We start from the raw sequence: 26,280 nt of genomic DNA, 5'->3' as shown, positions 1-26,280 counted from the left end.
TCAATTCAATCACCGCCATTCGGAACACATCCATGAACAAGCCCGTCACCGCCACCTCGCTGGAGGCCTCCGACCGCCTCGGCAATCATGCGCTCGACATCGACGCGTTGCTCGGCCATATCGCGGAAGGAGCCAGCGAGCGCGAACGCGAGCGCGTGCTGCCGTTTGCGGAGATCGATCTCATTCGCAAAGCCCGGCTTGGCGCATTGCGGCTTCCGCTCGAGGCCGGCGGCGCCGGCCTGTCGATCCGCGCCCTGTTCGAGATCGTCATCCGCCTCGGCGAAGCCGACGCCAATGTCGCGCATATCCTGCGCAACCATTTCAGCGTCGTCGAGCGGCTGGTGCGCCGGCCGAAGGACGAGCAGCACAGACAGTGGCAGAAGGCGGTCGCCGAGGGCGCGATCATCGGCCTTGCGGCGACCGAGCTCGACACACCAAAGGTCGGCAATGTGACGCCGAACACGACACTCACCGCGGACGGCGACGATTACCTGCTCAACGGCACCAAATATTACAGCACCGGGACGCTGTATTCGGACTACGTGCTGGTCCGCACCGCCGATGCATCCGCGACCAACGCGGCCGTGCTGATTCCGGTCAAGCGCGACGGCATCGAGCTGGTCGACGACTGGGACGGCCTCGGGCAGCGGCTGACGGCGACCGGCACCACGCATTTCCGCAATGTGCGCGTCAAGCGGCAGGAAGTCGTGTTCGATGCGCCGGATGTCGGTTACGGCATTCCCTACTCCAACACGTTTGCCCAGCTGTTCCTGACCGCGATCAATGCCGGCATCGCGCGCGCCGTGCTGCGGGATGCCACCGACCTGGTGCGAACCCGCAAGCGGACGTTCTACTACGCGCCGAGCGAGGTTCCGGCGGACGATCCACTGCTGCAACAGACCGTCGGCCAGATCGCAAGCGGCGCATTCGCGGCCGAGACGGTCGTGCTCGCAGCCGCCGAAGCGCTCGATGCCGCCACCGACGCTTTCGATGCGGGAAATGCGAACGCCGTCGACGCGGCGCACAAGGCCGCGCTGCTGTCGGCCAAGGCCAAGATCGTCGCGGACGAATTCGCGATCCGAAGCGGCAGCCTGCTGTTCGACGTCGGCGGCGCATCCGCCACCAAGAAGGCGACCAATTTCGACCGCCACTGGCGCAACGCGCGCACGCTGGCGTCGCACAATCCGAACACCTTCAAGACACGCTCGATCGGACAATACGAGATCAGCGGCACGCCGCTGCCCGCCAAGGGCTTCTTCTAGGGCTCCGTTCCGATGCATCGGAACGGAGCCCTAGATTCCTGTTTGACGCGTTTTCTTCACGCGAACCGGTATCCACTTCGCTCGAAAACGCTCTAGCGGAGCCCGATCCGGCGCGGCAAGACAAGGGAGTCACCCGATGAGCAGGCCGGATATCCATCTCGTCGACGCCGACCACGAGATCGAGCGTCAATTCCGCCTTGTCATGCGCCGGCTCCCCGGCGGCGTCTGCATCATCACCGCCGGACAGGGCGAGGACATCACCGGCATGACGGTGACCTCGCTGACCTCGCTCAGCGCCAGCCCGCCCCGGCTCCTGGTCAGCATCAACCGGCAGGCATCCTCGTTCGCACCGATTGCCCACCGTCGGCTGTTTGGCGTCAACATCCTCGGCTCGGACCAGCAGGCCCTGGCCGAGCGCTTCAGCAACAGCCAGCTGAGAGGCCGAGAGCGCTTCGACGGCACCGACTGGACGCATGGAGCCTCCGGCGTGCCGCTGCTGCGGCGGTCGCTTGCCGTCGTCGAATGCCAGGTCGAGGAGATCATCGAGCGGCATTCCCACGGCATCATCGTCGGCCGCCTCTCCAGCATGGAACTGTCGCATCGGCTATCCGGCCTCACCTACTGGAACGGACAGTATGTTCAGATCGATCACGAAGCCGATCTCGACCTGTTGGCCGAAGTCAGCATTCCCCTGGCGCATGTCCGTTAGGACACGGAAGGTCCAGCATGAAGCGCGAAACGCTACCGCCGTCTTCTCCATCGTCAGCCGGCAGGGTCGGCAGAGCGCCGGGCCGCTGGCAGCTCGACCGGATCGTGGCCGAGTTGCGCACGTCGCGCGAGGAGACCCACAGCATCCGGCGCGACGGCGAGCCTCGCCGTGCGCCCTCGCGCGATGCGCTGGAGGCGATCCTCGACGGCCTCACCGAGGCGCTGTTTCCGCGCCACTACGGCCAATCGGATCTCGACGGCGAGAACATCGACTATTTCGTCGGCAACACGCTGAGCACGGCGCTGGATTCGCTCAGCGCGCAGATTCATCGCGGCGCATTGTTCGTCGGCGATGAGCTTGAGCCGGGCTTTGTGCATGAGGAGGCGATCGAGCTGACGCGCGGCTTCGCCGCCCAGCTGCCGCTGGTCCGCGGGCTTCTGATCAACGATCTGCGGGCGGCGTTCGTCGGCGACCCGGCGGCGCGGAATTTTCCCGAGATCCTGATCGGCTATCCCGGAATGACCGCCATCATCCACCATCGCCTTGCCCACCTGCTCTACCAGATCGGCGCCCGGCTGGTGGCGCGGTTGATGTCGGAGATCGCCCACACCAGGACCGGCATCGATATTCATCCCGGCGCCCGGATCGGCTCCGGCTTCTTCATCGATCACGGCACCGGCGTCGTGATCGGCGAGACCGCCATCATCGGCAACAACGTCCGGGTCTATCAGGCGGTCACACTCGGCGCGCGCCACTTCCCGACCGACGACGCGGGCCATGTGATCAAGGGCGACGCCCGTCACCCGATCGTCGAGGACGACGTCGTGATCTATGCCGGCGCAACCATTCTTGGCCGGATCACGATCGGCCGCGGGTCGACCATCGGCGGCAATGTCTGGCTGACCAAGGACGTGCCGCCGAACAGCATCGTGACGCAGGCCACCGCACGAAACAGCCCAAGCGGCGCCTGAACCGCGATCTCAGGTCGTGACCGGCGCCTTCCATCGCATCAAGCGGCGCTCAAATGCCTCCAGGATCGCGTTGAACCCCAGCCCGATGACGGTGATCCCGATGATGCCGAAATACATCTGCGGGATCAGGAAGCTGTACTGACTGTTGATGATGAGATAGCCGAGACCGGCCTTGGCGCCGACCATCTCGGATGCGACCAGCACCAGCATCGCCGAAGCGCTGGCGAGACGTATGCCGACAAAGATCGTTGGCAGCGCCGCCGGAAGGATCACCTTGCGGAACAGCTGCTGCGGCGTCGCACCCATCGTCCGCGCCGATTTGATCAAGAGCGGATCGACCTGTTTCACCGCGGCGATGGTGTTGAGCAGCAGCGGCCAGGCACAGCTATAGACCACCATCGTGATCTTCGAGAGCTCGCCGATTCCAAGCAGCAGGATGAACACCGGTAGCAGCGCGAGCGGCGCGGTATTCCGACAGATCTCGATGAACTGGTTCAGGAGGTCGCCGAGCCTTGTGTACCAGCCGACGGCCAGCCCCAGCGGGACGAACAACCCGACCGATACCAGAAACCCACTGAGGGCGCGGAGCAGGCTCGCGGAGACATCATCATAGAGCTCACCGCTTTGCGCGAGCTGCCAGCCTGCGGCGATGACATCGGAGAATGGCGGCAGAAACACCGCGTCGATCAGGCCAAGCCGCGGAGCCGCTTCCCAGATGGCCAACAGTGCGATCAGCAACAGGGAGCGGTGCCCCAAAGCAGCCAGGCCGCGGATCGCGACGCGCGCGCTCAACCACGGTAACGGCCGACGCTCCGCTCCCGTGAGCGCCTCTCGCCGCCCATGCGCGAGCTCCAGCAATGGCAACATTTCAAGGCTGGACATGAGCAAGCTCCTTCACGTCGCGGTCGACACGGCCCGCGCTCCCCACCGATTGTCCCTGCTGCGCCTTCTGCACTTCCTCGCGGAGCAGGCTCCAGATCTCATGACGCACACGGCCGAATTCCGGCAGCGAACGCACGTCCTCGGCCTCGCTGCGCAACGGCTCCGGGATATCGACGATCTGCTTGATCCGCCCCGGACGCGACGTCATGACCGCGACGCGCTGGCCGAGCACGACCGCCTCGTCGATGCCATGGGTGATGAAGATGATCGTCTTGCCGGTGGCGCGCCAGATCCGCAACAACTCGACCTGCAACGTTTCGCGGGTCTGGGCGTCGAGCGCGGCGAACGGCTCGTCCATCAGCAGCACTTCCGGATCATAGGCAAGGCTCCGCGCGATCGCGACGCGCTGCTTCATGCCGCCGGAAAGCTCGTGCGGATAACGGTCGGCAAAACCGGACAGGCCGACCAGGTCGAGAAAGTGCCGCGCGATATCTCCGCGCTGTTTCGACTTGAGTCCGGCGATATCAAGCCCGAACTCGACATTCTGCGCGGCCGTGCGCCAGGGAAACAGCGCGTATTGCTGGAATACGACGCCGCGGTCGCGTCCCGGCCCGACGATCGGCCGCCCATCGAGCAGGATGCGTCCGCTGGTCGGCGTTGCAAGCCCGCCCAAAAGATCAAGCAAGGTCGATTTGCCGCAACCGCTTGGACCGACCAGGGCAAGGAATTCGCCTGCGTGCACATCGAACGTGATGTCCTCGAGCGCGGTGAAGCGGCCCGCCGGGCGGCCACCTTCGCCTCGCGTGACGAACTCCTTGCGGACCTTGTCAAAGCTGATCTTGACCGAAGTCATCGCGCCTCCGCCGTCTTTCCGGGGCGGAAATAGTTGAACTCGTTGGTATAGGCGTCCGAGGCTTTGATCTGGCCCGGCTTGAGCAACCCATCCTTGACCAGCCAGTCGATCCAGACCTGGAGCTCGGCATCCGAGATCACGCCGCCCTTGGACGCAACGCCGGTGCTCTTCCAGTATTTGATCGAGGAGGCATCCTCGTTGCGCTTGCGCTCGGCGATGATCCGGTCGAACCGGGCCCGCACCTCGTCCGGCGGTGTCGTTTGCGCCCACTGGATGGCGCGCGAGATACCCTCCACCAGCTTGCGAGCGGTGTTCGGATTGTCCTTGATGAACTTCTCCCGCAGCACATAGGCTCCGCCGGTGAATTGACCAAACAGGTCGGTATCGTTGAACAGCGAGCGGATGCCGCCGCGTTCCAGCGCCTTGTCACGCAACACGCCGCTCAGCGCGCTCACCTCGACCTGCCCCTGGCGCAGCGCCTGCTCGCCGGTGACGGGCGGGACCGCCACCAATGTCACCTGCTTGGCCTCGCCGGCGCTGAGGCCGTTTCGCGCCAGATACTCGCGCAGCACGAACTCCAGATGGGCGCCCAACGTATTGACCGCGACCTTCTTGCCGATCAGGTCGCGAGCCGCCTTGATCGGACGGTCGTCCTTCACGAAGTAGCCGTAATAGGTGTTGGCGTCGGAGCCGTAATAGCCGACCACCGCCTTGATCGGTGCTTTCGCTGCGATCAACTTGATGATGGCGCCATAGAAAGCACCGCCGATGTCGATGTCGCCGGTGACGACGGTCTGGATGTCCTGGGGTCCGCTGATGGTGTTGCCGACCCATTTCAGCTTGAGCGGTGCCAGATAGCCGAGATCCTCGGCAAGCTCGGTGAATGTCACCTGCCCGGCCCAACCCTGATAGCGGATCTCGGTCTTCTCAAGCGGCAGCTCGGCGAAGGCCGGAGCGGTCAGACCGAATGCAAGAGCGCCGGCCAGCAGCAGTCGCGCAGCGCGGCGCGCGGCCGCTCGCCGCGCGCGAAGGATTCGAATGATGGCGTTCATCGTGTTGCTCCGATCGTCAGGCCGCCTGCGCGGCCTGCGGCTTCGGCGATTTGATGCGCGTCACACTATGGCGGCCGTCGACGCTGACCGGTACCTCGCCATCGATGGTCGCGCGCCGCACCACGCGATGCTGATCGCCGTAGTCGTTGACGGCGTAATGCTGAGTCGCGCGATTGTCCCAGATCGCAACGTCTCCGGCCCGCCAGCTCCAGCGCACGGTGTTTTCCGGGGACGTGATGTGGGACTGGAACAGGTCGAACAGCTTCTGGCCGTCATATTTCGGCAGACCGACGAAGCGCTGCACGAAATTTCCCAGCACGAGCGTACGCTCGCCGGTCTCGGGATGCACCCGCACGACCGGATGCTCGGTCTCATAGATCGTTCCGGTGAACACCTCGTCGAAATGCTTTCTGTCGGCGTCGGTGGCGCGCGACTTCACGGCGTAGTCATAGGCATTGCTGTGAACCGCCCAGAGTTCGTCGGCGAGCTTGCGCAGCGGTGCAGGCAGGTCGAGATAGGCGGCCGCCGTGTTCGACCAGACCGTGTCGCCACCATAGGGCGGGATCACCACGCCGCGCAGCACGGAGATCTTCGGATAGGCATCGACGAATGTGACGTCGGTGTGCCACTGATCCGCGCGGCCACCGCCCCGCCCCGAGTCGAGCTCGAGGATCGACGACGTGCCCTTGCTGGCGCCGATGGTCGGATGCGGCACCAATTTGCCGAGCCGGACCGCAAAACGCTCCTGTTCGGCATCGTCGAGATGCCCCTGATCGTGAAAGAAGATGACCTTGTGCTCGAGCAGCACCTGGTTGATCGCACGGACGACGGGGTCAGGAAGATCGCCCGACAGCTTCACATTCCTGATCTCGGCACCAAGCCGGGCGGCGCGCTTGACGATATCGGCGCGTGGAATGACGTTGTCGATGGTGGTCGTGCTGCTCATGGTTTTTGCTCTCGTCGCCGCGATCCCGAGGACAAGGCTCCGCCATACGCCGGTCGCGGAAGCGACGGCGGAGATGAATGATGTACCGTAAGCGTCGCTATTCCGCCGCGACCGGCCGCGGCGGCCGCCAGACGGCCGGCGCATAGAGCTCGGCGGCAAAGTCTTCCGCAATTTCCCCGTTGATGCGGGCTTCGTGAGATGCAAGGTCGGCCAGAAACAGATCGCGGCTGATCCTGGCCGTGATTCCCGGAATGTCCCGCTTGAAGCTTGGAACGTCGCCGATCGGCAGGCCGAAGCTGACAAACGCCGCCGGGTTGAAGACGTGGATGTCCTTCAGATAGGGCGCGCGGCCCGGCACCTTCTCCAGATATTCGTGCCCGGCGCCGAGATAAGGATAGGCTGCAAGCGTATCGTCGGTCTCGCCATCCTGCGGCGCGAGGCGATCCCGCCACAGCAGGATTTCATCGGCGAAGTCGCGCAACTCGAGCTGCGCGCCGAGATCGACCGAATAGCCTGTCCCCGCAATCGCGAAATCGAACGCGAACTCGCCGTGCGGGGTCGTCACGGCCGGCCGCACACCCTTCAACCGCGCCGAGAGCAGGGGCGCGCCGAGATGCAGGTGGAAGTTGGGGAATGCCACCGCGCGCGAGATCGCGTCCGGCGGCGGGGTCGAGCCGGCCTGCCGGAACCGGATCGCCTGACGCCAGCGCACTGCGTCGGGCAGACTGGCATAGTTGTCGTAAGCACCGGGATAGCCACGGATCCGGATGACCGGCAGCGAGGCCAGCACCTCGCGGCGGGCAAACAGACGAACCTCCCGTGCTCCGGCCTCAAGCGCCACAGCCGCTGCATCGAAGGCCGACGCCGCACTCCCGATCACCGCAACGGCAAGGCCGCGCAGCGTCCTGAAATCGATCTTCTCCGACGTGTGCGCATGGAAACGCTTCGGCAGCGCCTGCAGCACATCAGGAACGTAAGCGCCGCCGCTGCCGGCGAAGCCGGTTGCAAGCACGAGCTTGCGTGTGGTTTCGACGACCGCGGCGCCGTTGCGCTCCAGGTGCAGCCGCAAATGATCGGTCGCGGGCTCGATGCGGAGCAGTCGCGTGCCGTACCGAATGGTGACGCCGGTCGCCCGACGATACCAGTCGAGATAGGCCGCCCAGTCGAGCCGTGGAATCCGATCGAGCGCATCGAAGGCGGCGGCGCCATGACGCGCCTCATACCACGCCTGGAAGCCAAGACCGGGCAGACCGAGTTCCGGACCCGGAAGCGTCTTTGGCGTGCGAAGCTTGTGCATGCGCGCGCTCGTCAACCACACGCCGGCCTTGCCGGCATCGGCCGCGGCATCGATGACGGAGACCTTGCCGATCCCTGCCCGCCGAAGCGCGAATGCGAAGGTCGAGCCGGACTGACCGCCGCCGACCACAACGACGTTATGATCCAGTCCGTCGCGATCGGGGACCCAGTTCTGCGGGTCGGGCCCGATCAGCCGCAGGGCTTCACGGGCGACGCTGTCAGGATCGGATTGCGGCATGCAGGGACAACCTCGCTTTGACACCGCAAATCGTAAAAGCGATCGACGTTCAGTCAATGAAACGAAACCAGCTTTGTTTTCCACGCCGGGCAATGTTCGCGTCGTTGGAGATGCAGGCAACGAAATATTTGAAGTGATCATCGCTCGCCCGTGCATCCCACGTGCATTGCAGCAGCCGAAATCGAAGCGGCCTGCCGGCAACTCCGCTTGAATCCTCGGCTTGCGCGATCAAGTCGACCGCAGTCGTCTCCGATCGGCGACGAACTCGTCACGTTCATGCTCGCCCGCCACGAAACAACGCAAATTCATTTCACCGTTGCCGACATAAGGTTCGATGCAACGCATCGCGCCGGACGTGGCGCCGCGAAACGATGGGTCCCTCGTCATGCCTCGAACCGGTGGCGACATCAGCCTTGACCACGACACGCCGGAGCTCGCCCGCTCCTATGACGAGGCGGGGCTTGTTCAATTCCGCCACGGCAAGTTCCTGATCGGACCGCTCGCCATCAAGTCGGGCGAGCGCGTGCTCGACATCGGGACAGGAACGGGCCGGCTTGCGGAGTTCGTGGCCGGACTGGTCGGCCCGAACGGCCACGTGATCGGAATCGATCCGCTCGCCGGACGGATCGAAATCGCGCGCCTTCGGCAGGGGAATAACCTCCAGTTCGCGACCGGGCGGGCCGAGGACCTCTCAGGCTTCGACGACGGGCAGTTCGACGCGGTCTACCTCAACAGCGTCTTCCACTGGATTTCCGACAAGGACCGCGCCCTGCGCGAGATCCGGCGGGTGCTCAAGCCCGGGGGCCGCCTTGGATTGAATGTGCAGGATCCGTCCCACCCGCACCAGTCGCGTCTGCTGCTCCGTCGTGCCATCGTCGAAGCCGGTCTTGCCGGCGATCGCCGCGATTCCAACCCGGTGCTCGGGTCGACGGACGAGGAGCTCAAATCGTCGTTCGCCGCACACGGCTTTATCGGGTACCGCAGCGAGCTGCGGGCGCTGGTCGACATCCACGACGATGCCGCATCGCTGCTGCAATGGTCCGAAGCGAGCGCGTTCGGCAACTTCCTCGAATCGTTCACGCCGCACGAGCGTGAGCAGGTTCGTCGCGCCTTTGCGCGCCTCGTCGAGGAGAAGCGCACGCCGGAGGGCCTGAGGCTGGAGCGCTATTTGCGCTTCGCGTTCGCGCACAAGGCGCCGCCCCAGTAACAACGAGCACAACTCGCGAGCCTCGACATGAACAAACGGCAGCTTTCCCTCAATCTCTTCATCTATCCCGGCGGCCATCACGAGGCGGCATGGCGCTACAAGGGGTCTGCCGCGGATCGAATCCTCGATGTCACCTACTACCAGGAGCTGGCGCAGCGCGCCGAGGCCCAGAAATTCGACGCGATCTTCTTCGCCGACGGACCGGCGCTCGCCGACAATGTCCGCTATGCGCAGCGCTTCCGCTTCGAGCCGATCACCTGGCTGGCCGCGATCGCGGTCGCGACCAAGCGCATCGGCCTGATCGCGACGGCATCGACGACCTACACCGAGCCGTACAACCTTGCGCGCCTGTTCGCGTCGCTCGATCATCTCAGCGGCGGCCGCGCCGGCTGGAACATCGTCACCACAAGCACCGCCCAGGCGGCGCAGAACTTCGGCCTGCCCGAGCATCCGCCGCACCACGAACGCTACGAGCGGGCGCGGGAATATCTCGATGTCATCACCCGGCTGTGGGACAGCTGGGAAGACGACGCCGTGGTGAACGATCCCGCGTCGGGCGTATTCGCCGACACCGGCAAGATTCACGCGATCGATCACATCGGAAAGCATTTCCGGGTGCGCGGTCCGCTCAACATCTCACGGACGCCGCAAGGACGGCCGGTCTATGTCCAGGCCGGCTCGTCCGATGATGGACGCGCCTTTGCCGCGCGCTTTGCCGAAGCGATCTTCACCGCGCATCAAACGCTGGCCAGCGCCCAGGAATTCTATGCCGACATCAAGCGACAGGCCCGCGCCTTCGACCGCAACCCCGATCAGGTCAAGATCCTGCCCGGCATCAGCCCGTTCATCGCCAGCAACCAGGTCGAAGCCGACCGGCTGCAGGACGAGTTCAACGAGCTGATCCAGCCGGAATATTCCCTGACCCAGCTGCGCCAGATGATCGGGCTCGACCTCTCCGGCTTCGATCTCGACGGCCCCTTCCCGCGCCACCTGATCGACACCGGCAGCGCCCGCGGGGTGGCGAGCCGCTTCAAGCTCGTGGTCGACATCGTCGATCGCGAGAAGCCGACCATCCGTCAACTGGTGCAGCGGCTGGCGGGCGCGCGCGGTCACTGGGTGATCGCGGGTCCGCCGGAGAAGATCGCCGACAACATCCAGGCCTGGTTCGAGAACGGCGCGGCCGACGGCTTCAACGTGATGCCGCCCTGGCTGCCCGGCGGCTTCGATCTGTTCGCCGAGCAGGTGGTGCCGATCCTGCGCAAGCGCGGCCTGTTCCGCGACGAGTACACCGGCACGACGCTGCGCGACCATTACGGCCTGAACCGGCCGGAAAGCCTGTTCTCCGGATCGATCAAGGCGATCGCCTGACGCGTCCGCGAGTCCAGTGACATTTGCCCAGAAACCAAGGATTTGACGATTCCAATGACCACCGCGCGTATCCGCTTCCTGTCGGCCCTCGCCACCTTCGTCGTGCTGTCCGGCGCAGCCTTGGACGCTGAGACATCAGCCCGGCCAGACTTGAAGGTCGGCTTTGTGCCGGGCCCTTACATCGACGAGTTCAAGGTCGGCGTCGCGCCGGAGCTGGAGAAGAAGGGCTACCATATCCGCTATGTCGAGTTCTCGACCGGGTTGGAGGCGAACAATGCCGTGTTCAAGGGCGAGATCGACGCCAATGTCATGCAGCACACGATCTTCCTGAACTCGTACAACGAGCGGCAGCAGACCGACCTGGTCGGCATCGTTCACGTTCCGACGCCGCCGATGGGGCTCTACTCGAAGAAGCACGCGGTGGGTTCGCCGATCAAGCCGGGCTCGACCGTGGCCGTGCCCAACGATCCCGTCAACCTGCAGCGCGCGCTCTGGATCCTGCGCGATCTCGGCCTCGTCGAGATCCGCGACTCCAAACCGGTCGATGTCAGCGAACTCGACGTCATCAAGAATCCCGGCGGCATCAAGATCGTGCCGCTGGAAGCGGCACAGGCGCCACGCGCGCTCGACGACGTCGATTTCGCCGCCATCCAGGGCAACTTCGCGATCTACAGCGGCTTGAAGCTGACCAATGCCTTCGCGCTGGAGAAGATGACGACGCCCTATATCAACGTGGTCGCGGTGAAGAAGGCCAATGCGGATTCTGCGTGGGCGCAGGATATCGTCGCCGGCTACAAATCGCAGACCTTCAAGACCGCGATCCTGTCGGATCGATTCTATGACGGGTTTACCTTGCCCGATTACCTGAAATGAGCGTCCGAAAGTTGCGGCGGCTTGCGAGCAGCCGCTGCCCCGCCGCTTCCGCGGAGGTCAGTCGAACTCGACCGGCTCGGCGCCGGGATAGGAATGGGCGACGAACTCGCAGAACGCGCGCGCCGCCGGAGACAGCTTCGCCTCGTTCTTCCAGGCCAACCCGACATCCATGGTGTGGACATCGTCGTCGAGGGTCTTGAGATCGATGCGATGTCCCTCCAGCGACCAGGGACGGTAGACCATGTCAGAAAGGATGGTGATCCCCATGCCGGTCGCGACCATGCTGCGCACCGCTTCGACCGACAGGGTGCGGAAGATGACGTTCGGCACATGCGCCGTATGTTGCCAATAACGCATCGCCGAACGCTCGGCTTCATCGACGGTCAGCATCAGATAGGGCTCGCTCGACAGGTCGGTCAGCTTGACGCTGTCCTTGCGCAGCAGCGGATGATTGACGCATGTCCACAGCCGGCGCGGCGAGCGCAGCAGCAGCCGCGAGCGGATCGAGTTGCGGTCGTGCAGGTTCGCGATCAGCATGATCGCCGCATCGACGCTGCCGCTGATCAGGCTCTGCTCGATCGCGTCGCGTTGAAACTCGTGCAGCCGGACCGTGATGCCCGGAAAGGACCGCCAGAACCGCGACAGCAGCGGCGGCAGGAAATATCCGGCGACGGTGTAACTCACGGCGACGTCGACGGTGCCGTCAACCTGTGTTCCCCAGCGATGCGGTCCCCGGATCGCGTCTGACACGCTCGCCTCGATGGCGCGGGCGCGCTGCAGGAATTCGTGGCCGTCAAAGGTCAGCGTCACGCCATTGGAATGGCGGTCGAACAGCTTGCGGCCGAGCTCGGCCTCGAGGGCCTTGATCGATGAGGTGACCGCCGACTGCGTCACGCTCAACGCGGCCGCGGCCGCCGAAACGCGTCCGCTCTCCGCCGTCGCGATAAAATGCCGAACCTGACGGAACGTCAGAGACATAAAATTTTCCGATATCAGCGAACGATATTTCGAATTTTACAATCCCGCGACGGAACGGAAAAATCAATCCGTTGGGTGCGGGCGAAAAGGCGTTGCGATGATGGCGGACGGTTTGGAATTGGTCGCGCGCGGTGTCAGCGTCCAATTCGAAGGCCTGAAAGCGCTGTCCGACGTGACATTGGCCATCCCGCGCGGGCGCATCACCGGACTGATCGGCCCCAATGGCGCCGGCAAAACCACCCTTATTAATGTGTTGACCGGCTTCCAGCCGGTCGGCGCCGGCACCGTGGAGCTCGAGGGCGAGACGCTCAACGGCATTGCGGCGCACAAATTGCGGCGCAAAGGCGTGGCGCGGACGTTCCAGTCGGGTCGACTTTTCCGCGATCTGCCGGTCATGGACAACCTGGAAGTGACCGGCGTCGGTCTCGGCCAGGGCCGGCCCGACGCGATCAGCGAAGCCGAGCGGGTCATGGCCTGGCTCGGCATCTCGCATCTCGCCAACACCATTGCGGGCGCGCTGCCCTATACGGACGAGCGCCGTGTTGCGATCGGCCGCGCCATCATGTGCACGCCGCGATATCTGTTGCTCGACGAACCGGCGGCGGGAATGTCGGAACTCGAGAGCCACGAGCTCGCCGCCATCATCCGGCGGATCGCAAGCGAGCTCAATGTCGGCGTGCTGCTGATCGAGCACAATATCGGCCTGGTGCTCGAGCTGTGCGAGCGCATCTTCGTGCTCGACTCCGGCGAGGTCATCGAAGTCGGCCCGCCCGCACAGATCCGCGACAGCGACGCGGTGCGGCATGCCTATATGGGCACGCAGCGCGACGAGTTGATTGCGCAGGTGACTGCCGACGTGGCTGTCGCGTCATGACCGCACTCGCCGTCAATGACATCACGGTCAGCTATGGGCGCCTCACGGCGCTCCGCGGCGTGACATTGACGGTCGACGAGGGCGAGATCCTGTTCGTGACCGGCCCGAACGGCGCCGGCAAGTCGACGCTGCTCAACGCCATCGCGGGCGTCGTACCGCCCGGTTCCGGCTCGATCAAGATCGATGGCACGGAGATCACGGGTGCCGCACCCGAGGACATTGCCCGGCGTGGATTTTCGCTGGTGCCGGAGGGACGCAACGTCTTCGGCGCGCTGACGATCGATGAAAATCTGAAGGTCGGCACCGGCATGCGGGCCGACCGCAAGACAATCGCAGGCGACCTCGATCAGGTCTACCAGGAATTCCCGATGCTGGCGGAGCGCCGCCACACCCCGGCGGGCATGCTCTCCGGCGGCCAGCAGCAGATGCTGGTGATCGGCCGCGCGCTGATGGCCGCGCCGCGCATCATGGCGATCGACGAACCATCGTTGGGCCTCGCGCCGAAGATCATCGACCAGGTCTACGAGATCCTGCTGCGGTTGCGGGCCCATCGCAGGCTCACGCTGCTGATCGTCGAACAGAGCTCGACACGCGCCATGATGACGGGCGGGCGGATGGTCTTGATCCGCGGCGGACGCATCGTGCTGGAGGGCCCCGCGGCCGAGATGGTCAGGGACGATCGCCTGAAGCAGACCTATTTCGGCTTCGGAGATCACTGAGATGCGCGAGCTGCTCCAGATCATCTTCGACGCGCTGAGCCTCGGCAGCCTCTATGCCCTCGGCGCGCTCGGCATCGCGCTGATCTTCGGCGTGATGCGGCTGGTCAATTTTGCCCACGGCGATTTCATCGCCTTTTGCGTCTTCGCGATGCTGTGGCCGTCGATCGACGCGGCGGCGATCGTGTTTGCCGGCCAGCTGCCGTTCTACCTGCTGATCCCGCTTCTGCTCTTGATCGGCGCCGCGCTGTCGATCCTGTCGGAGATCGTCGTCTTCCGCCGCTTCCGCAACGCCAATCCGGCGACGATGATGATCGCATCCTTCGCGCTCGGCTTCGTGATCCGCCATCTCCTGCTGATGCTGTTCTCCAGCCGGCCGAAGTCGATCACGCTGTGGCCGAGCCTCGGCCTGCCGGTCGAATTCCTCGGCGCCCACATCCCGATGCTCCAGGTCGTGACCATCATCATCACGCTGGCCGTGCTGGTGATCCTCGTGCTGTTCCTCAAGCGCACGCGCTACGGGCTCGAGATGCGCGCCGCCGCCGACAATTTCACCATGGCGCGCATGCTCGGGGTTCGCGCCAACGGCGTGATCCTGCTGGCTTTCGCCATCAGCGGCATGCTGGCGGCGGCGATCGGCCTGATCCTGGCGACCAATTCCGGCACCGCCGACATCGGCATGGGCGCCAATGTGATGCTGATCGCGTTCATCGCGACCGTGATCGGCGGCCTCGGCAGCATTCCCGGCGCCGTCGCCGCCGGCTTCCTGATCGGTGCGGCCAGCGTCGTATTCCAGGCGACCCTGCCGCATGATGCCCGCGTGTTCCGCGACGCCTTCGTCTACGGCGCCGTCATTGCCGTCCTTCTGGTGCGGCCGCAGGGCCTGTTCGCACCGAAATCCGCCAAGCAGAGGGTCTGATCGATGTCGCAGCGGCCGTCCGTCATCCGGCAAACGATCATCACGCCGATCGTGCTGATCGTGGCGCTGCTCATCATGGCTGCCCTGTCCTATCAATTCGGCAGCCGCGCCTTCAACCGCACCGTGGTCGAGATGTTTATCAACATCATGGTGGTGGTCGGGCTCTACGTCTTCGTCGGCAATTCCGGCCTGCTGTCGTTCGGCCATATCAGCTTCATGTGCCTCGGCGCCTATATGACCGCCTGGCTCACCATTCCGCCGGTCATGAAGTCGATCACGCTCAAGGGCCTGCCGGCGTGGCTGCTCCACACTCAGCTGCCGATGTGGGTCGCGACGCCGATCTCCGGCCTGTTTGCAGCGCTGTTCGCGCTGATCGTCGGGCGGGTCATCATGCGCCTGTCGGGCATTGCGGCCTCGATCGCGACCTTCGGCCTGCTTGGCGTGATCAACAATGTCTATTCGAACTGGGATTCTGTGACCGGCGGGCAAGGTTCGATCGTCGGCATTCCGCCCACCATGAACGTCTGGACCGCATGGATCGGCGGCGCGGTGGCGATCGCGATCGCCTATCTCTATTCGATCTCTCGCTCGGGCCTGGCACTGCGCGCGACCCGCGATGAATCGGTCGCGGCCAGCGCCTCCGGCATCGACATCGTCCGCGAGCGGCTGATTGCCTTCGTCGTCAGCGCCTTCATCATCGGGCTCGCCGGCGCGCTGTACGCGCATTTCCTGAGCATCGTCAATCCCGGCGCATTCTATCTGCGCACCACCTTCATCACGCTGTCGATGCTGGTGGTCGGCGGCATGTACAGCCTCAGCGGAGCCGTCTCCGGCGTGGTTGCGATATCGGTGCTGATCGAGCTGTTCCGCGATCTCGAGAAGGGCGTCAGCCTCGGCGGGCACACCATCGGCCTGCCGAACGGCGTCCAGGAAATCGCAATCGGCATCATCACCATCGCGATCCTGATGTACCTGCCGACCGGATTGACCCGCAACCGGGAGTTCTCCTGGCGTCGATGGCCGTTGCAGCGGCGCCTGACACGGCCGGTCCAGACCGCACTGAAGGAACTGCACTGACGCTTGTTTATACAATTGGAGGAGTGGGTTATGCGCGTTACGACATTACTCAGCATCTTGGCCGGAGCAGCCACGCTCTGGTTCACGCCGGCGCAGGCGGCCGACGAGATCGTCGTCGGATTTGCCACCGCGGCATCCGGCTTCATGCAAGCCTATGACAAGCCGGCGCAGGACGCGGCGCTGATCCGGATCGACGAGATCAACAAGGCCGGCGGCCTGCTCGGCAAGAAGATCAAGCCGGTGTTTGCCGACACCAAGACCGACCAGGCCGAAGGCGCCAAGGCCGGTCTTGCGGTGCTCGACCAGGGCGCCGACCTCGTGATCGTCTCCTGCGACTACGATTTCGGCGCGCCCGCGGCGCTACAGGCGCAAGCCGCCGGCAAGGTGTCCTTCTTCCTCTGTGCCGAATCGATCAAGGCCGGCATTCCCGGCGTCGGCCCGTTCTCGTTCTCGGCCTCGGTGCTCGCGCCGGTGCAGGGCGCGACGATGTCGGAATGGGCCTACACCAAGAAGAACGCGCGCAGCTTCTACCGGCTGCTCGACAGCTGGACGGTCTACAACAAGGGCATTTGCGACGGCTTCGACTGGATGCTGCCGCGCCTGAAGGAGGCCAAGCTGGTCGGCAGCGACACCTTCAAGAACGACGATGCCTCGATCGCCTCGCAGATCACGCGGATCAAGAGCCTGCCGGCAGAACCCGACGCCATCATGCTCTGCACGATGATGCCGGGCGCCGTCTCCGCCATCAAGCAGATCCGCGCCGCCGGCATCAAGTCGATGATCCTCAACGGCTCGGGCGTCGACGGCAGCTACTGGATGAACGCCGTTCCCGACCTCTCGAATTTCTATGTTCCGGTGCAGGGCTCGGTCTATGGCGACGATCCGAACCCGAAGGTCAACGAGTTCAACAAGAAGTACAAGGAGGTCACCGGCGGCGACCCGTCCAGCCAGTACGTCTATCCGGGCTACGTCCTGATCGACGTCTGGGCCAAGGCGGTCGAACGCGCCAAGTCGACCGATGCGGCGGCGGTCGTGGCCGAGCTCGAGAAGATGAACAACGAGGCCACACTGTTCGGGCCGCGCACCTTCAGCAAGGACATCCACCACCAGAACCAGGGCCGTTACCTGATCGTCGACACCGAGGCCGGCAAGCCGAAGGTGATCGACCAGTGGACGATCTCGGAGAAGATTCCACTGGATTATCTGGTGTCGAAATAAGCCGGCAACGCGCCGCGCCCGGCCGCACCTGCTGCCGACCGGGGGCGGCGCAGCCTTCGTATTTTTGCAATGCTGCTGGAAGGAACCAAGGAGATGGTCGTGATCAACTGCGACATGGGCGAGGCCTACGGCCTCTACAAGATGGGCGACGACAAGGCATTGATGCCCCATATCGACGTCGCGAACGTCGCTTGCGGCTTTCATGCCTCCGACTTCAATCACATGCGCAAGACGGTGCAACTCGCCAAGCAGTTCGGCGTCAAGGTCGGCGCGCACCCCTCGCTGCCGGATCTGCAGGGCTTTGGCCGCCGCGAGATGAAGATCGATCGCGAGGAGCTGGCCAACTGCCTGCTCTACCAGATCGGCGCGCTCAAGGCGTTCCTCGATGCCGAAGGCATGCCGCTCAATCACATCAAGCCGCACGGTGCGCTCTACGGCATGGCCTCGCGCAACGAGGAGATCGCCGACGCCATCGCGGACGCCGCCGACGTCTACAAGGTTCCGCTGCTCGGCATGAAGGGAACGCTGCACCAGCAGGTTTACGAGCGGCGCGGCCACGCTTTCGTCGCCGAATATTACGCCGATCTCGACTACAATGGCGACGGCAGCCTGATCATCACCCGCGAGCACGAGGCCAAGGATCCGGCCGACGCTGCCACAAGGTGCGCAAGAGCGGTCAATGAGGGCAAGACGCGCACGGTGGCGGGAAACGATATCGTGGTCGGCGCCGATTCGATCTGCATCCACTCCGACACGCCGAATGCGGTCGCCATCGCCGAGGCCGTCCGCGAAGCGGTCCGCCCCTATCTCACCGCGCGCTGAACGGTCGCGGCAACGAAGCAAGATTCTCAAAGAGGAAACCATGGCCACCCAGCAGATCTTCTCGCCGCTCCCGGGCATCTTTTACCGCAAGCCCGCGCCCGACAAGCCGGTCTACAAGAACGACGGCGACGTCGTCGCCGAGAGCGACACGATCGGGCTCATCGAGGTGATGAAATCGTTCAATGAGGTGAAGGCCGGCGTCGCCGGCAAGATCATTGGATTCCTGGTCGAGAACGAGGACGCCGTGATGGCCGGCCAGCCGATCGCCGAAATCGACGTCTGACAAGCCATGGCGATCAAGAAGCTCCTCATAGCCAATCGCGGCGAGATCGCGGTGCGCATCATCCGCGCAGCGCGCGATCTGGGCATTGCAACCGTCCAGGTCTACAGCAAGGCCGACAAGGATTCGCTCGCGGTCCGGCTCGCCGATGAGGCGATCGATATCGGTCCGCCGCAGGCGTCGAAATCCTATCTCAACCAGGCGGCCATCCTGGCGGCGACGCAGAGCACCGGCGCCGATGCCATCCATCCCGGCTACGGCTTCCTGGCCGAGAATGCCGAGTTCGCGGCCGCGGTCGAAGCAGCCGGACTGGTCTTCGTCGGCCCGACCGCGCAATCGATCCGGCTGATGGGCGACAAGGTCGCGGCACGCGAGGCTGCGGCCTCGGCGGGCGTGCCGACCGTTCCCGGCAGCCAGGGGCGGCTGGAGTCGGCGGACGCAGCCTTCGCGCTGGTCGAGACAACCGGTTTCCCCGTGATGATCAAGGCCGCCGCCGGCGGTGGCGGACGCGGCATTCGCATCGCACGATCCGCGGAAGAATTCCATCATCTGATGCCGCAGGCGCAGGCCGAGGCGCTTGCGGCCTTCGGCGATGGTGGGCTCTACGTCGAAAAGCTGATCGAAGGCGCGCGGCATATCGAAGTGCAGGTCCTCGGCGACGGCCGCGACGTGATCCATTGCTTCGAGCGGGAATGCTCGTTGCAGCGCCGCCGCCAGAAGGTCTGGGAAGAAGCCCCCTCGCCCTCGCTGACCCAGGCCGTGCGCGAAAAGCTCTGCACCTCCGCGGTGGCACTGGCCAAGGCGGTGAACTACCGCGGCGCCGGGACGCTCGAATATCTCTACGACGATAGAACCGGCGAGTTCTACTTCCTCGAGATGAACACCCGCATCCAGGTCGAGCATCCCGTCACCGAAATGATCACCGGCATCGACCTCGTGCGCGAGATGATCCGGATCGCCGGCGGCGAGCCGTTGCGCATCCGCCAGGAGGAGGTGCGCGTCAGCGGCCATTCGATCGAGGTCCGCATCAATGCCGAGGACCCGGCCAGGAATTTCCTGCCCAATCCGGGAACGGTGAGCGGGCTCGGCGTACCCGGCGGCGACGGTGTGCGCTTCGACAGCATGCTCTATCAGGGCTACACGGTGCCGCCGTTCTACGACAGCCTGCTCGGCAAGCTGATCGTGCACGACAAGGACCGGCCGAGCGCCATCGCCAAGCTCGAGCGCGCGCTCGCCGAGCTCAATGTCGACGGCATCTTCACGACGAAGCCGCTGCACCAGGCGCTGGCGCGCGACGCCGACGTCAAGGCCGGACGCTTCCATACCGCATGGCTCGAGCCGTGGCTGGAGTCCCACGCCGCGGCCCTTGCCACCACCCCACCGCCAACGGCTGCAAAGGCCGCGTCATGATCATGAGACGATCCGCCCCGTCAGCAACAGGAGGCCGCTAGTCATGCAAACCCGATTTTCGTTCGGCGGCGACGAGCACATCTTCGCCGAGGTCGGCGAGGCAATGTCGCTCGAGGCCTTTTTCAAGAGCCTCTTCATCACCAATGCGGTACGCGACGCCAGGATCAAGGGCGTCACCGAGATCTGTCCGGCCAACGCCTCCTATCAGGTCAAGTTCGATCCCGACCAGATCAAGCCCGACGATCTGCTCACCGAGCTGAAGCGGCTGGATTCCGCATCCGAGAAGTCGGAGCCGGTGATCAAGACGCGGATCATCGAGATCCCCGTGCTCTACAACGATCCCTGGACCCACGAGACACTGATGCGCTTCCGCGAGCGGCATCAGAATCCTGAAGGCACCGACCTCGAATACGCCGCCCGCATCAACGGCCTCGACAGCGTCGACGCCTTCATCAAGGCGCATTCCAGTGCGCCTTGGTTCGTCTCGATGGTCGGCTTCGTCGCCGGACTGCCCTTCCTCTACCAGATGGTCGAGCGAAAGCGGCAGCTGCAGGCGCCGAAATATCTGCGCCCGCGCACCGACACGCCGAAACTCACCGTCGGGCATGGCGGATGCTTCAGCTGCATCTACTCGGTGCGTGGGGCCGGCGGCTATCAGATGTTCGGCATCACGCCGATGCCGATCTATGATCCCAACCAGAGCATCAGCTATCTGCGCGACTTCATGTGCCTGTTCAAGCCGGGCGACATCGTGAAGTGGAAGCCGATCGACCGGGCGGCCTATGACGCCGCGGTCGCCGATGTCGACGCCGGGCGTTTTGCTCCAATCATCCGTGATGTCTCGTTCTCGCTGACCGAGTTCAACCGCGACATCGATGGCTATAACAGCAAGCTCGATGGAGTTCTCCATGGCCGTTAAGGTTTTGAAGCCGGGTCTTGCGACCACCGTGCAGGACCTCGGACGTCCCGGCTATTATCACATCGGCATCCCGCTCTCCGGCGGCATGGACCGTCACGCACTGGTCGCCGCCAACCTCCTGGTCGGCAACGAGGCGGGCGCGGCCGTGCTTGAAGCCGTGTTCATGGGACCCGAGCTCGAGTTCACCGAGGACGCGATCGTCGCAATCACCGGCGCGGAGCTGCCGCCGAAGCTCGACGGCGAGCCGCGCGAGACCTGGACCAGCTTCAAGGTGAAACGCGGCCAGATCCTTTCCTTCGACTTCCTCAAGCAGGGCGCGCGCGGCTACATCGCCGTCGCCGGCGGCATCGATGTGCCCGTGGTGCTCGGCTCGCGCTCGACCTATGCGCTCGGCGCGCTCGGCGGCTTCAAGGGCCGCAAGCTCGAGGCCGGCGACGAACTGCCGGTCGGCAAGGTCGCCGTGACCGTCAAGGACGGCCGCGCCGTTGCCAGGGAATTGCGCGGGCAACCGGCGGGTATGCCGACGGAACTGCGCGCAATGCCCGGCCTCTATTGGCACCGCATCACCGAGGCGGCCGGCACGGGGTTCTTCTCCGACACCTGGAAGGTCGCGCCGGAAGCGGACCGGATCGGCTACCGCTTCAAGGGCGGCAAGCCGCTCGAATTCGTGCCGCGCGAACCGCCGTTCGGCGCGGGCTCCGATCCGTCCAACATCACCGACGCCTGCTATCCCTACGGCTCGATCCAGGTTCCCGGCGGCACCGAGCCGATCGTGCTGCATCGTGACGCCGTCTCCGGCGGCGGCTACTTCATGGTCGGCACCGTGATCGCCGCCGATATGGATCTGATCGGCCAGCTGCAACCCAACACGCCGGTGAAGTTCGTCAAGGTCGACATGAACGAGGCGCTCGCGGCCCGCAAAAGCCGCTCGGAGTTGCTCGGCAGGCTGCACAGCGCACTGGCATAATTGCCAGTCACCTGCCCTGTTCGCCAACGACCGCGGTCATCGATTGGTGACCGCGCACGATCATGTCCTGCGCTTCAGCCGTCGGTTGCGGCCTCTCATGTCTGAAATCGGCATCACGGCGACGTCCCGGCCTGTCGGCACGAGAGTTGCAATGAATACCGCCGGGGTGAGGGGCGCCGCTCATGGGTTAGGCAACGTCGGAGCAACCGCGATGTCCGTTTCTCTGAAACAAATCCGCTACTTTGTCGCCGCCGCCGAGACCGGTCGGATCAGCCAGGCGGCGATTGACCTCAATGTGTCGCAGTCCGCGGTCACTGCGGCCATTCAGCAGCTCGAAGCAACCGTCTGCGCGCGCCTGCTGGAACGCACGCCGAACGGTGTGACCGTCACCATGGAGGGCAGCCGGTTCCTGTCCCAGGGCCGTCAAATCCTCGCCACTGTCGCCGAAGCGGTGCGCAGCACGCAGATGTCCGCCGGGCCCTTGTTCGGGACGATCCGCATCGGCGTCACCTATACCGTGTCGGGCTACTTCCTGCCGCGCCATCAGAAGCGCTTCCAGGCAAGCTTCCCTGGCATCACGATCGAGCTGTTCGAGGCGCCGCGCGACGTGCTCGAACGCGCGCTGGTCGATGGCGCGCTCGATCTCGCGGTAATGCTGGTTTCCAACCTGTGCGACAACGCCAAGCTCACCAGCGAGACGTTGCTGCGATCGCCGCGCCGGCTGTGGCTGGCGCCGGAGCATCCGCTGACCCGCGCCGAGCGGGTTCATCTCGCCGAGATCGCGACCTATCCCTACGTCATGCTCACCGTCGACGAGGCCAAGCACACCTCGATGCGCTACTGGAGCAACGCCTCGCTCGAGCCGAAGACGATCTTCCGCACCTCCTCGGTCGAAGCCGTGCGCTCGATGGTCGCAGGCGGCATGGGGATCGCCATCCTCTCCGACCTGATCTACCGGCCCTGGTCGCTGGAAGGGCAGCGGATCGAGACCCGCGTCGTCGAGGACGAGGTGCCCACCATGGACATCGGCCTGGCCTGGCGTCGCGACACCAGGCCATCGGACGCCGCGACGGCATTCCGCGATTTCATGCGCTTTGCGGTTGCCGGCGTGGGGCCGGCCCGGCCCCCGGTCAGCATGGATCACCGGCACCGGGCCGAGGAGGCGATCGAAATCTAGAATATCTGTTTCCGTTTTATTCGACTTGACGCCGTCCGGCAGTCCTCGCCAAACTTTGAGCAGGGGACGCGACGACCGGAGGCACAGCCGGCGGCGGGGAGTGAGACATGCAAGTCACCTACACGACCAACGACATCCCGTTGCAGAGCCGCCGCCAGTATTGGCAGGAGGTGGTCTCCCGAACCTATTACTCGCTCGACCTGCGCTTCCCGAGCACGCGCGACTTCAATGCGCGCCTCGGTGCCTGGTCGATGGGTCCCCTCTCGGTCTCGCGCAACATTGCAAACGGCCTGCTTTACAAGCGGCATGAGCGGCATCTGCTGAGCGAGCGGGAGGAATCCTTCCTGATCACGGTGCCGGAGCTTGCCGAAATCCGCTTCGAGCAGGACGGCAAGGTGGTGCACTGCCGGCCCGGCGCCTTCCTGATCGAGCGCAGCCATCTGCCCTACGAGTTCAGCCATCAGGATCCGACGGCGCTGTGGTGTTTGAAGATCCCGAGCGCCGTGCTGCGCGGGCGCATCACCCGCCCCGAGCGGCTCGCGACGCTGCAGTTCGACGCCAGCCGCAGCGTCGGCGCGCTGTTCGTCGACACGCTGCGGCTCTCCGCGGAGCGGATCGAGGAAATGGACGAGACGACGCGGGCGATGATGGGCAAGCACCTGATCGAGCTGCTTGCGATGGCCATCGAATCCGACGACCGCGTGCTGACCGGCCATTCGTCCTCGGTGCGCAACGGCCATCTGCTGCGCTGCGAGCAGTTCATTCGCACCCGCCTCGACGACATGCGGCTGACGCCGCAGATGATCGCCGATGGCTGCGGCATTTCGCTGCGCTATCTGCACCAGATCTTCGAAGGCGAAGGCCTGACCGTCTGCGCCTATATCCGCAACCAGCGACTGTCGATGTGCGACGCCCTGCTGCGCGATGCAAGCTGCCGCAAGAGCATTTCGGAGATCGCCTATCAATGGGGCTTTGCCGACCAGGCGCAGTTCAGCCGCAATTATCGCGGCCGGTTCGGCTGCACCCCCAGCGAGGCGCGTGCCACCTCGCGCGCCGCCAACGCCTGACGGCGGCATCAGCCGCCTGATCGTTTCCTAGGCATCCCGCCGCCGGTCCGGGCACGTGTGCCCCCCTGCGGCTGCGCTCTCTCGCACAAATCTTCCTGCGCTCAGCGTCAAGAAGGCAAGCCGCCGCTCTGCCTAAGATCGGCGAAACGCTTGTTCGAAAGGAAGACGCATGGTGCAGGACCTTCGTGTGGCTGTCGATGTCGGGGGCACGTTCACCGACATCTGCATTATGGACGAGACCACCGGTCTCATCCGCATCGAAAAGACCTCCTCCACGCGCGATCCGATCGACGGGATCATGGGCGGCGTGTCCAAGGCCGGTATCGACCTGTCCAGGGTGGCGCTGTTCTCGCACGGCACGACGGTTGCCACCAACGCGCTGATCACGCGCCGCCTGCCGCGCACCGCCGTCGTCACTACCAAGGGGTTCCGCGACGTCATCGAGATCCGCCGCGCCAACAAGGAAGACCTCTGGGACACCTACAAGGACGTGGTCCGGCCCTATGTGCCGCGGCGCGACCGCCTGACCGTCCCCGAGCGCGTCGATGCTGCAGGCACCGTGATCGAGCCGCTCGACCTCGACGCCGCGCGCAACGTCGCGCGCATCCTCAAGCGTCGCGGCGTCGCCGCCGTCGCCGTCTGTTTCATGAACGCCTATCTCAACGGCGCCAATGAGCGCGCCATGCGCGACATCCTGCTGGCGGAGATGCCTGATATTCCGGTCTCGATCTCCTCGCAGGTGCTTCCCGAGATCTTCGAGCATGAGCGGTTCTCGACCACGGTCGCCAATGCGGTGGTGAGCCCGGTCGTCGTCAACTACACGAGCCGGCTCGGCGAACGCTTGGCGCAGGAAGGCTACAGCCGCGATCTGCTGCTGCTGCACACCGGCGGCGGCGTGATGACGCCGGCGAGCGTGAAGGATTTCGCGGCGCGCCTGGCTGGCTCCGGCATCGCCGCCGGCGCCATCGCCAGCCGCTATATCGCCGGCCTCTGCGGCTTCCCCAACTCGATCGGCCTCGACATGGGCGGCACCTCCACCGACGTGTCGCTGGCCTATGAGGGGCAGTCGCGCATCACCAAGGATTGGCACATCGAATTCGGCTATCCGATCCGCTTTGCCTCGATCGAAGTGCTCACCATCGGCGCCGGCGGCGGCTCGCTGGCGTGGACGGACCCGGCCGGCTCGCTGCGCAACGGACCGCAATCGGCCGGCGCGCACCCGGGACCGGCCTGCTATGGCAACGGCAATACGCAGCCGACCAACACCGACGCCAATGTGACGCTGGGCCGGCTCGGCACCGACCTCGCCGGCGGCAAGGTCAAGCTCGACCCCGCATTGGCTGAGCAGGCGGTCGAAGACGGCGTTGCAAAGCCGTTCGGCCTCGGCCTGCACGAAGCCGCCGACGCAATCGTCAAGGTCGCCAATGCCAACATGTCGGATGCGGTGCGGCTGATCTCGATCAGCCGCGGCTACGATCCGCGCGACTTTGCCCTGGTCGCATTCGGGGGCGCCGGCGCCCTGCATGGCGTCGATGTCGCACGCGAGCTTTCGATTCCTGTCGTGATCGTGCCGCCCAATCCCGGCGTGACCTCCGCGCTCGGCTGCCTGCTCGTCGACGTGCAGCACGATTTCTCGCAGAGCTGCATGGTCGATGCGGCCGACGCCGACGCCGCCGAGATCGAGGCGCAATTCGCGGAGCTCGAGAAAGCGGCGCTGGCACGGCTGACCCATGAGGGCGTCGCGCAGCAGGACATCGTGTTGCAGCGCTCGATCGACATGATGTATCGCGGCCAGTGGCGTTCGCTCGCGGTGAGCGCGCCGCGTCCGATCGCAGCGATTTCCGATCTGGTGCAGAGTTTCCACGCCGAACACCAGCGCGAATACAATTTCCGCCGCGACAGCGCGCCGGTCTCCTTCTTCCGTCTCAATCTGAAGGCCGTGGGCGTGGTTCCCAAGGCCGAATTCGCCATTCACAAGCCGACTGGCGCTAGCCCCGGGCCGGTCAGCCGCCGCAGGGTCTGGTTCGAGGGCAGCGGGCTCGATACGCCCGTCTATCAGCGCGACGACCTGCCCTGCGGCTTCTCCTTTCAAGGCCCCGCGATCGTCGAGCAAGTCGATGCGACCACCGTCGTGCCGCCCGGCGCCAGCGCCGAGGTCGACAAATATCTCAACATCATCATCCGCGTGAAGGAGTGAGC

26 protein-coding genes are annotated in these 26,280 nt (G+C 64.9%); 20 read left to right on the top strand and 6 right to left on the bottom strand.

Annotated features, from left to right (window positions below):
• Positions 1–32: 32 nt before the first annotated feature.
• The 3 genes from ACVMB0_RS16515 (at position 33) to epsC (ending at position 2,942) form a co-directional block, all read left to right on the top strand.
• Positions 33–1,262 carry an acyl-CoA dehydrogenase family protein gene (locus ACVMB0_RS16515; RefSeq protein WP_461346966.1) on the top strand — a complete coding sequence of 410 codons (1,230 nt, stop codon included), beginning with the start codon at positions 33–35 and terminating at the stop codon, positions 1,260–1,262.
• Between the two features lie 136 nt (positions 1,263–1,398).
• Positions 1,399–1,971, top strand: a complete 573-nt coding sequence (locus ACVMB0_RS16510) for a flavin reductase family protein (protein WP_461346965.1) — start codon at positions 1,399–1,401, stop codon at positions 1,969–1,971.
• Between the two features lie 17 nt (positions 1,972–1,988).
• Positions 1,989–2,942, top strand: coding sequence for a serine O-acetyltransferase EpsC (gene epsC, locus ACVMB0_RS16505; RefSeq protein WP_461346964.1), 954 nt, complete (start codon positions 1,989–1,991; stop codon positions 2,940–2,942).
• A 9-nt stretch (positions 2,943–2,951) separates the two neighbouring features.
• Here epsC and ACVMB0_RS16500 read toward each other — a convergent pair whose 3' ends face one another.
• The 5 genes from ACVMB0_RS16500 to ACVMB0_RS16480 all read right to left on the bottom strand — a co-directional run bounded on the left by ACVMB0_RS16500 (position 2,952) and on the right by ACVMB0_RS16480 (position 8,209).
• Positions 2,952–3,824, bottom strand: coding sequence for an ABC transporter permease (locus ACVMB0_RS16500; RefSeq protein ID WP_461346963.1), 873 nt, complete (start codon positions 3,822–3,824; stop codon positions 2,952–2,954).
• Positions 3,811–4,677 (bottom strand): ABC transporter ATP-binding protein, encoded by an 867-nt coding sequence (locus ACVMB0_RS16495; protein WP_461346962.1) that lies wholly within the window; start codon positions 4,675–4,677, stop codon positions 3,811–3,813. The genes ACVMB0_RS16500 and ACVMB0_RS16495 overlap by 14 nt, the downstream gene beginning before the upstream one ends.
• Positions 4,674–5,729, bottom strand: coding sequence for an ABC transporter substrate-binding protein (locus ACVMB0_RS16490; protein WP_456749848.1), 1,056 nt, complete (start codon positions 5,727–5,729; stop codon positions 4,674–4,676). The genes ACVMB0_RS16495 and ACVMB0_RS16490 overlap by 4 nt, the downstream gene beginning before the upstream one ends.
• A gap of 16 nt (positions 5,730–5,745) precedes the next feature.
• Positions 5,746–6,675, bottom strand: a complete 930-nt coding sequence (locus ACVMB0_RS16485; RefSeq protein WP_456749849.1) for a TauD/TfdA dioxygenase family protein — start codon at positions 6,673–6,675, stop codon at positions 5,746–5,748.
• Between the two features lie 97 nt (positions 6,676–6,772).
• On the bottom strand, positions 6,773–8,209 hold the full coding sequence (locus ACVMB0_RS16480; RefSeq protein WP_461346961.1) for an FAD-dependent oxidoreductase: 1,437 nt from the start codon (positions 8,207–8,209) through the stop codon (positions 6,773–6,775).
• On the opposite strand from ACVMB0_RS16480, the gene ACVMB0_RS16475 reads away from it, so the two are divergent.
• The 4 genes from ACVMB0_RS16475 (at position 8,208) to ACVMB0_RS16460 (ending at position 11,657) form a co-directional block, all read left to right on the top strand.
• Complete coding sequence (locus ACVMB0_RS16475) at positions 8,208–8,420, top strand: hypothetical protein (RefSeq protein WP_456749851.1); 213 nt, start codon at positions 8,208–8,210, stop codon at positions 8,418–8,420. The genes ACVMB0_RS16480 and ACVMB0_RS16475 overlap by 2 nt on opposite strands.
• Before the next feature lie 123 nt (positions 8,421–8,543).
• Positions 8,544–9,416: a class I SAM-dependent methyltransferase gene (locus ACVMB0_RS16470; protein WP_456749852.1), complete on the top strand. Its 873-nt coding sequence runs from the start codon at positions 8,544–8,546 to the stop codon at positions 9,414–9,416.
• Positions 9,417–9,443: 27 nt separating this feature from the next.
• The gene (locus ACVMB0_RS16465; protein WP_456749853.1) at positions 9,444–10,784 is read left to right on the top strand and encodes an LLM class flavin-dependent oxidoreductase; all 1,341 of its coding nucleotides are present in this window, start codon (positions 9,444–9,446) and stop codon (positions 10,782–10,784) included.
• Between the two features lie 54 nt (positions 10,785–10,838).
• Positions 10,839–11,657, top strand: a complete 819-nt coding sequence (locus tag ACVMB0_RS16460) for a MetQ/NlpA family ABC transporter substrate-binding protein (RefSeq protein WP_456749854.1) — start codon at positions 10,839–10,841, stop codon at positions 11,655–11,657.
• A gap of 57 nt (positions 11,658–11,714) precedes the next feature.
• Here the strand turns inward: ACVMB0_RS16460 and ACVMB0_RS16455 are convergent, their stop codons facing one another.
• Positions 11,715–12,635, bottom strand: a complete 921-nt coding sequence (locus ACVMB0_RS16455; protein WP_456749855.1) for a LysR substrate-binding domain-containing protein — start codon at positions 12,633–12,635, stop codon at positions 11,715–11,717.
• A gap of 100 nt (positions 12,636–12,735) precedes the next feature.
• Here ACVMB0_RS16455 and ACVMB0_RS16450 point away from each other — a divergent pair, with 100 nt between their 5' ends.
• The 13 genes from ACVMB0_RS16450 (at position 12,736) to ACVMB0_RS16390 (ending at position 26,278) form a co-directional block, all read left to right on the top strand.
• A complete protein-coding gene (locus ACVMB0_RS16450) occupies positions 12,736–13,509 on the top strand; it encodes an ABC transporter ATP-binding protein (protein ID WP_456749856.1) in 774 nt (257 codons plus the stop codon).
• Complete coding sequence (locus ACVMB0_RS16445; RefSeq protein WP_461346960.1) at positions 13,506–14,228, top strand: ABC transporter ATP-binding protein; 723 nt, start codon at positions 13,506–13,508, stop codon at positions 14,226–14,228. The genes ACVMB0_RS16450 and ACVMB0_RS16445 overlap by 4 nt, the downstream gene beginning before the upstream one ends.
• 1 nt (position 14,229) lies before the next feature.
• Positions 14,230–15,144 (top strand): branched-chain amino acid ABC transporter permease, encoded by a 915-nt coding sequence (locus tag ACVMB0_RS16440; protein WP_461346959.1) that lies wholly within the window; start codon positions 14,230–14,232, stop codon positions 15,142–15,144.
• A 3-nt stretch (positions 15,145–15,147) separates the two neighbouring features.
• Positions 15,148–16,221, top strand: coding sequence for a branched-chain amino acid ABC transporter permease (locus tag ACVMB0_RS16435; protein ID WP_461346958.1), 1,074 nt, complete (start codon positions 15,148–15,150; stop codon positions 16,219–16,221).
• Between the two features lie 30 nt (positions 16,222–16,251).
• On the top strand, positions 16,252–17,439 hold the full coding sequence (locus ACVMB0_RS16430; protein ID WP_461346957.1) for an ABC transporter substrate-binding protein: 1,188 nt from the start codon (positions 16,252–16,254) through the stop codon (positions 17,437–17,439).
• A gap of 93 nt (positions 17,440–17,532) precedes the next feature.
• Positions 17,533–18,261: a LamB/YcsF family protein gene (locus tag ACVMB0_RS16425; RefSeq protein WP_461346956.1), complete on the top strand. Its 729-nt coding sequence runs from the start codon at positions 17,533–17,535 to the stop codon at positions 18,259–18,261.
• 40 nt (positions 18,262–18,301) lie between these two features.
• Entirely contained in the window at positions 18,302–18,544 is a 243-nt protein-coding gene (locus ACVMB0_RS16420) for an acetyl-CoA carboxylase (RefSeq protein WP_461346955.1), read from the top strand.
• A 6-nt stretch (positions 18,545–18,550) separates the two neighbouring features.
• Positions 18,551–19,951: an acetyl-CoA carboxylase biotin carboxylase subunit gene (locus ACVMB0_RS16415; RefSeq protein WP_461346954.1), complete on the top strand. Its 1,401-nt coding sequence runs from the start codon at positions 18,551–18,553 to the stop codon at positions 19,949–19,951.
• Positions 19,952–19,994: 43 nt separating this feature from the next.
• Positions 19,995–20,870, top strand: a complete 876-nt coding sequence (locus ACVMB0_RS16410; RefSeq protein ID WP_456749864.1) for a 5-oxoprolinase subunit B family protein — start codon at positions 19,995–19,997, stop codon at positions 20,868–20,870.
• Positions 20,860–21,837, top strand: a complete 978-nt coding sequence (locus tag ACVMB0_RS16405) for a 5-oxoprolinase subunit C family protein (protein WP_461346953.1) — start codon at positions 20,860–20,862, stop codon at positions 21,835–21,837. The genes ACVMB0_RS16410 and ACVMB0_RS16405 overlap by 11 nt, the downstream gene beginning before the upstream one ends.
• Positions 21,838–22,048: 211 nt before the next feature.
• Entirely contained in the window at positions 22,049–23,014 is a 966-nt protein-coding gene (locus ACVMB0_RS16400) for a LysR family transcriptional regulator (RefSeq protein ID WP_461346952.1), read from the top strand.
• Between the two features lie 107 nt (positions 23,015–23,121).
• A complete protein-coding gene (locus ACVMB0_RS16395; protein ID WP_461346951.1) occupies positions 23,122–24,081 on the top strand; it encodes an AraC-like ligand-binding domain-containing protein in 960 nt (319 codons plus the stop codon).
• Between the two features lie 172 nt (positions 24,082–24,253).
• Positions 24,254–26,278 carry a hydantoinase/oxoprolinase family protein gene (locus ACVMB0_RS16390; RefSeq protein WP_461346950.1) on the top strand — a complete coding sequence of 675 codons (2,025 nt, stop codon included), beginning with the start codon at positions 24,254–24,256 and terminating at the stop codon, positions 26,276–26,278.
• Positions 26,279–26,280: the final 2 nt, after the last annotated feature.

This window comes from Bradyrhizobium sp. USDA 4451 (assembly GCF_054822585.1).
The sequence above is the reverse complement of the archived record's forward strand: the minus strand, read 5'-3'. Positions and strand labels throughout refer to the sequence as shown.

Excerpts from the sequence above, each read along its gene's own strand:
- ACVMB0_RS16515 (WP_461346966.1), top strand. The coding sequence starts at position 33 with ATGAACAAGCCCGTCACCGCCACCTCGCTGGAGGCCTCCGACCGCCTC.
- ACVMB0_RS16510 (WP_461346965.1), top strand. The coding sequence starts at position 1,399 with ATGAGCAGGCCGGATATCCATCTCGTCGACGCCGACCACGAGATCGAG.
- epsC (WP_461346964.1), top strand. The coding sequence starts at position 1,989 with ATGAAGCGCGAAACGCTACCGCCGTCTTCTCCATCGTCAGCCGGCAGG.
- ACVMB0_RS16500 (WP_461346963.1), bottom strand. The coding sequence starts at position 3,824 with ATGTCCAGCCTTGAAATGTTGCCATTGCTGGAGCTCGCGCATGGGCGG.
- ACVMB0_RS16495 (WP_461346962.1), bottom strand. The coding sequence starts at position 4,677 with ATGACTTCGGTCAAGATCAGCTTTGACAAGGTCCGCAAGGAGTTCGTC.
- ACVMB0_RS16490 (WP_456749848.1), bottom strand. The coding sequence starts at position 5,729 with ATGAACGCCATCATTCGAATCCTTCGCGCGCGGCGAGCGGCCGCGCGC.
- ACVMB0_RS16485 (WP_456749849.1), bottom strand. The coding sequence starts at position 6,675 with ATGAGCAGCACGACCACCATCGACAACGTCATTCCACGCGCCGATATC.
- ACVMB0_RS16475 (WP_456749851.1), top strand. The coding sequence starts at position 8,208 with ATGCAGGGACAACCTCGCTTTGACACCGCAAATCGTAAAAGCGATCGA.
- ACVMB0_RS16480 (WP_461346961.1), bottom strand. The coding sequence starts at position 8,209 with ATGCCGCAATCCGATCCTGACAGCGTCGCCCGTGAAGCCCTGCGGCTG.
- ACVMB0_RS16470 (WP_456749852.1), top strand. The coding sequence starts at position 8,544 with ATGCAACGCATCGCGCCGGACGTGGCGCCGCGAAACGATGGGTCCCTC.
- ACVMB0_RS16465 (WP_456749853.1), top strand. The coding sequence starts at position 9,444 with ATGAACAAACGGCAGCTTTCCCTCAATCTCTTCATCTATCCCGGCGGC.
- ACVMB0_RS16460 (WP_456749854.1), top strand. The coding sequence starts at position 10,839 with ATGACCACCGCGCGTATCCGCTTCCTGTCGGCCCTCGCCACCTTCGTC.
- ACVMB0_RS16455 (WP_456749855.1), bottom strand. The coding sequence starts at position 12,635 with ATGTCTCTGACGTTCCGTCAGGTTCGGCATTTTATCGCGACGGCGGAG.
- ACVMB0_RS16450 (WP_456749856.1), top strand. The coding sequence starts at position 12,736 with ATGGCGGACGGTTTGGAATTGGTCGCGCGCGGTGTCAGCGTCCAATTC.
- ACVMB0_RS16445 (WP_461346960.1), top strand. The coding sequence starts at position 13,506 with ATGACCGCACTCGCCGTCAATGACATCACGGTCAGCTATGGGCGCCTC.
- ACVMB0_RS16440 (WP_461346959.1), top strand. The coding sequence starts at position 14,230 with ATGCGCGAGCTGCTCCAGATCATCTTCGACGCGCTGAGCCTCGGCAGC.
- ACVMB0_RS16435 (WP_461346958.1), top strand. The coding sequence starts at position 15,148 with ATGTCGCAGCGGCCGTCCGTCATCCGGCAAACGATCATCACGCCGATC.
- ACVMB0_RS16430 (WP_461346957.1), top strand. The coding sequence starts at position 16,252 with ATGCGCGTTACGACATTACTCAGCATCTTGGCCGGAGCAGCCACGCTC.
- ACVMB0_RS16425 (WP_461346956.1), top strand. The coding sequence starts at position 17,533 with ATGGTCGTGATCAACTGCGACATGGGCGAGGCCTACGGCCTCTACAAG.
- ACVMB0_RS16420 (WP_461346955.1), top strand. The coding sequence starts at position 18,302 with ATGGCCACCCAGCAGATCTTCTCGCCGCTCCCGGGCATCTTTTACCGC.
- ACVMB0_RS16415 (WP_461346954.1), top strand. The coding sequence starts at position 18,551 with ATGGCGATCAAGAAGCTCCTCATAGCCAATCGCGGCGAGATCGCGGTG.
- ACVMB0_RS16410 (WP_456749864.1), top strand. The coding sequence starts at position 19,995 with ATGCAAACCCGATTTTCGTTCGGCGGCGACGAGCACATCTTCGCCGAG.
- ACVMB0_RS16405 (WP_461346953.1), top strand. The coding sequence starts at position 20,860 with ATGGCCGTTAAGGTTTTGAAGCCGGGTCTTGCGACCACCGTGCAGGAC.
- ACVMB0_RS16400 (WP_461346952.1), top strand. The coding sequence starts at position 22,049 with ATGTCCGTTTCTCTGAAACAAATCCGCTACTTTGTCGCCGCCGCCGAG.
- ACVMB0_RS16395 (WP_461346951.1), top strand. The coding sequence starts at position 23,122 with ATGCAAGTCACCTACACGACCAACGACATCCCGTTGCAGAGCCGCCGC.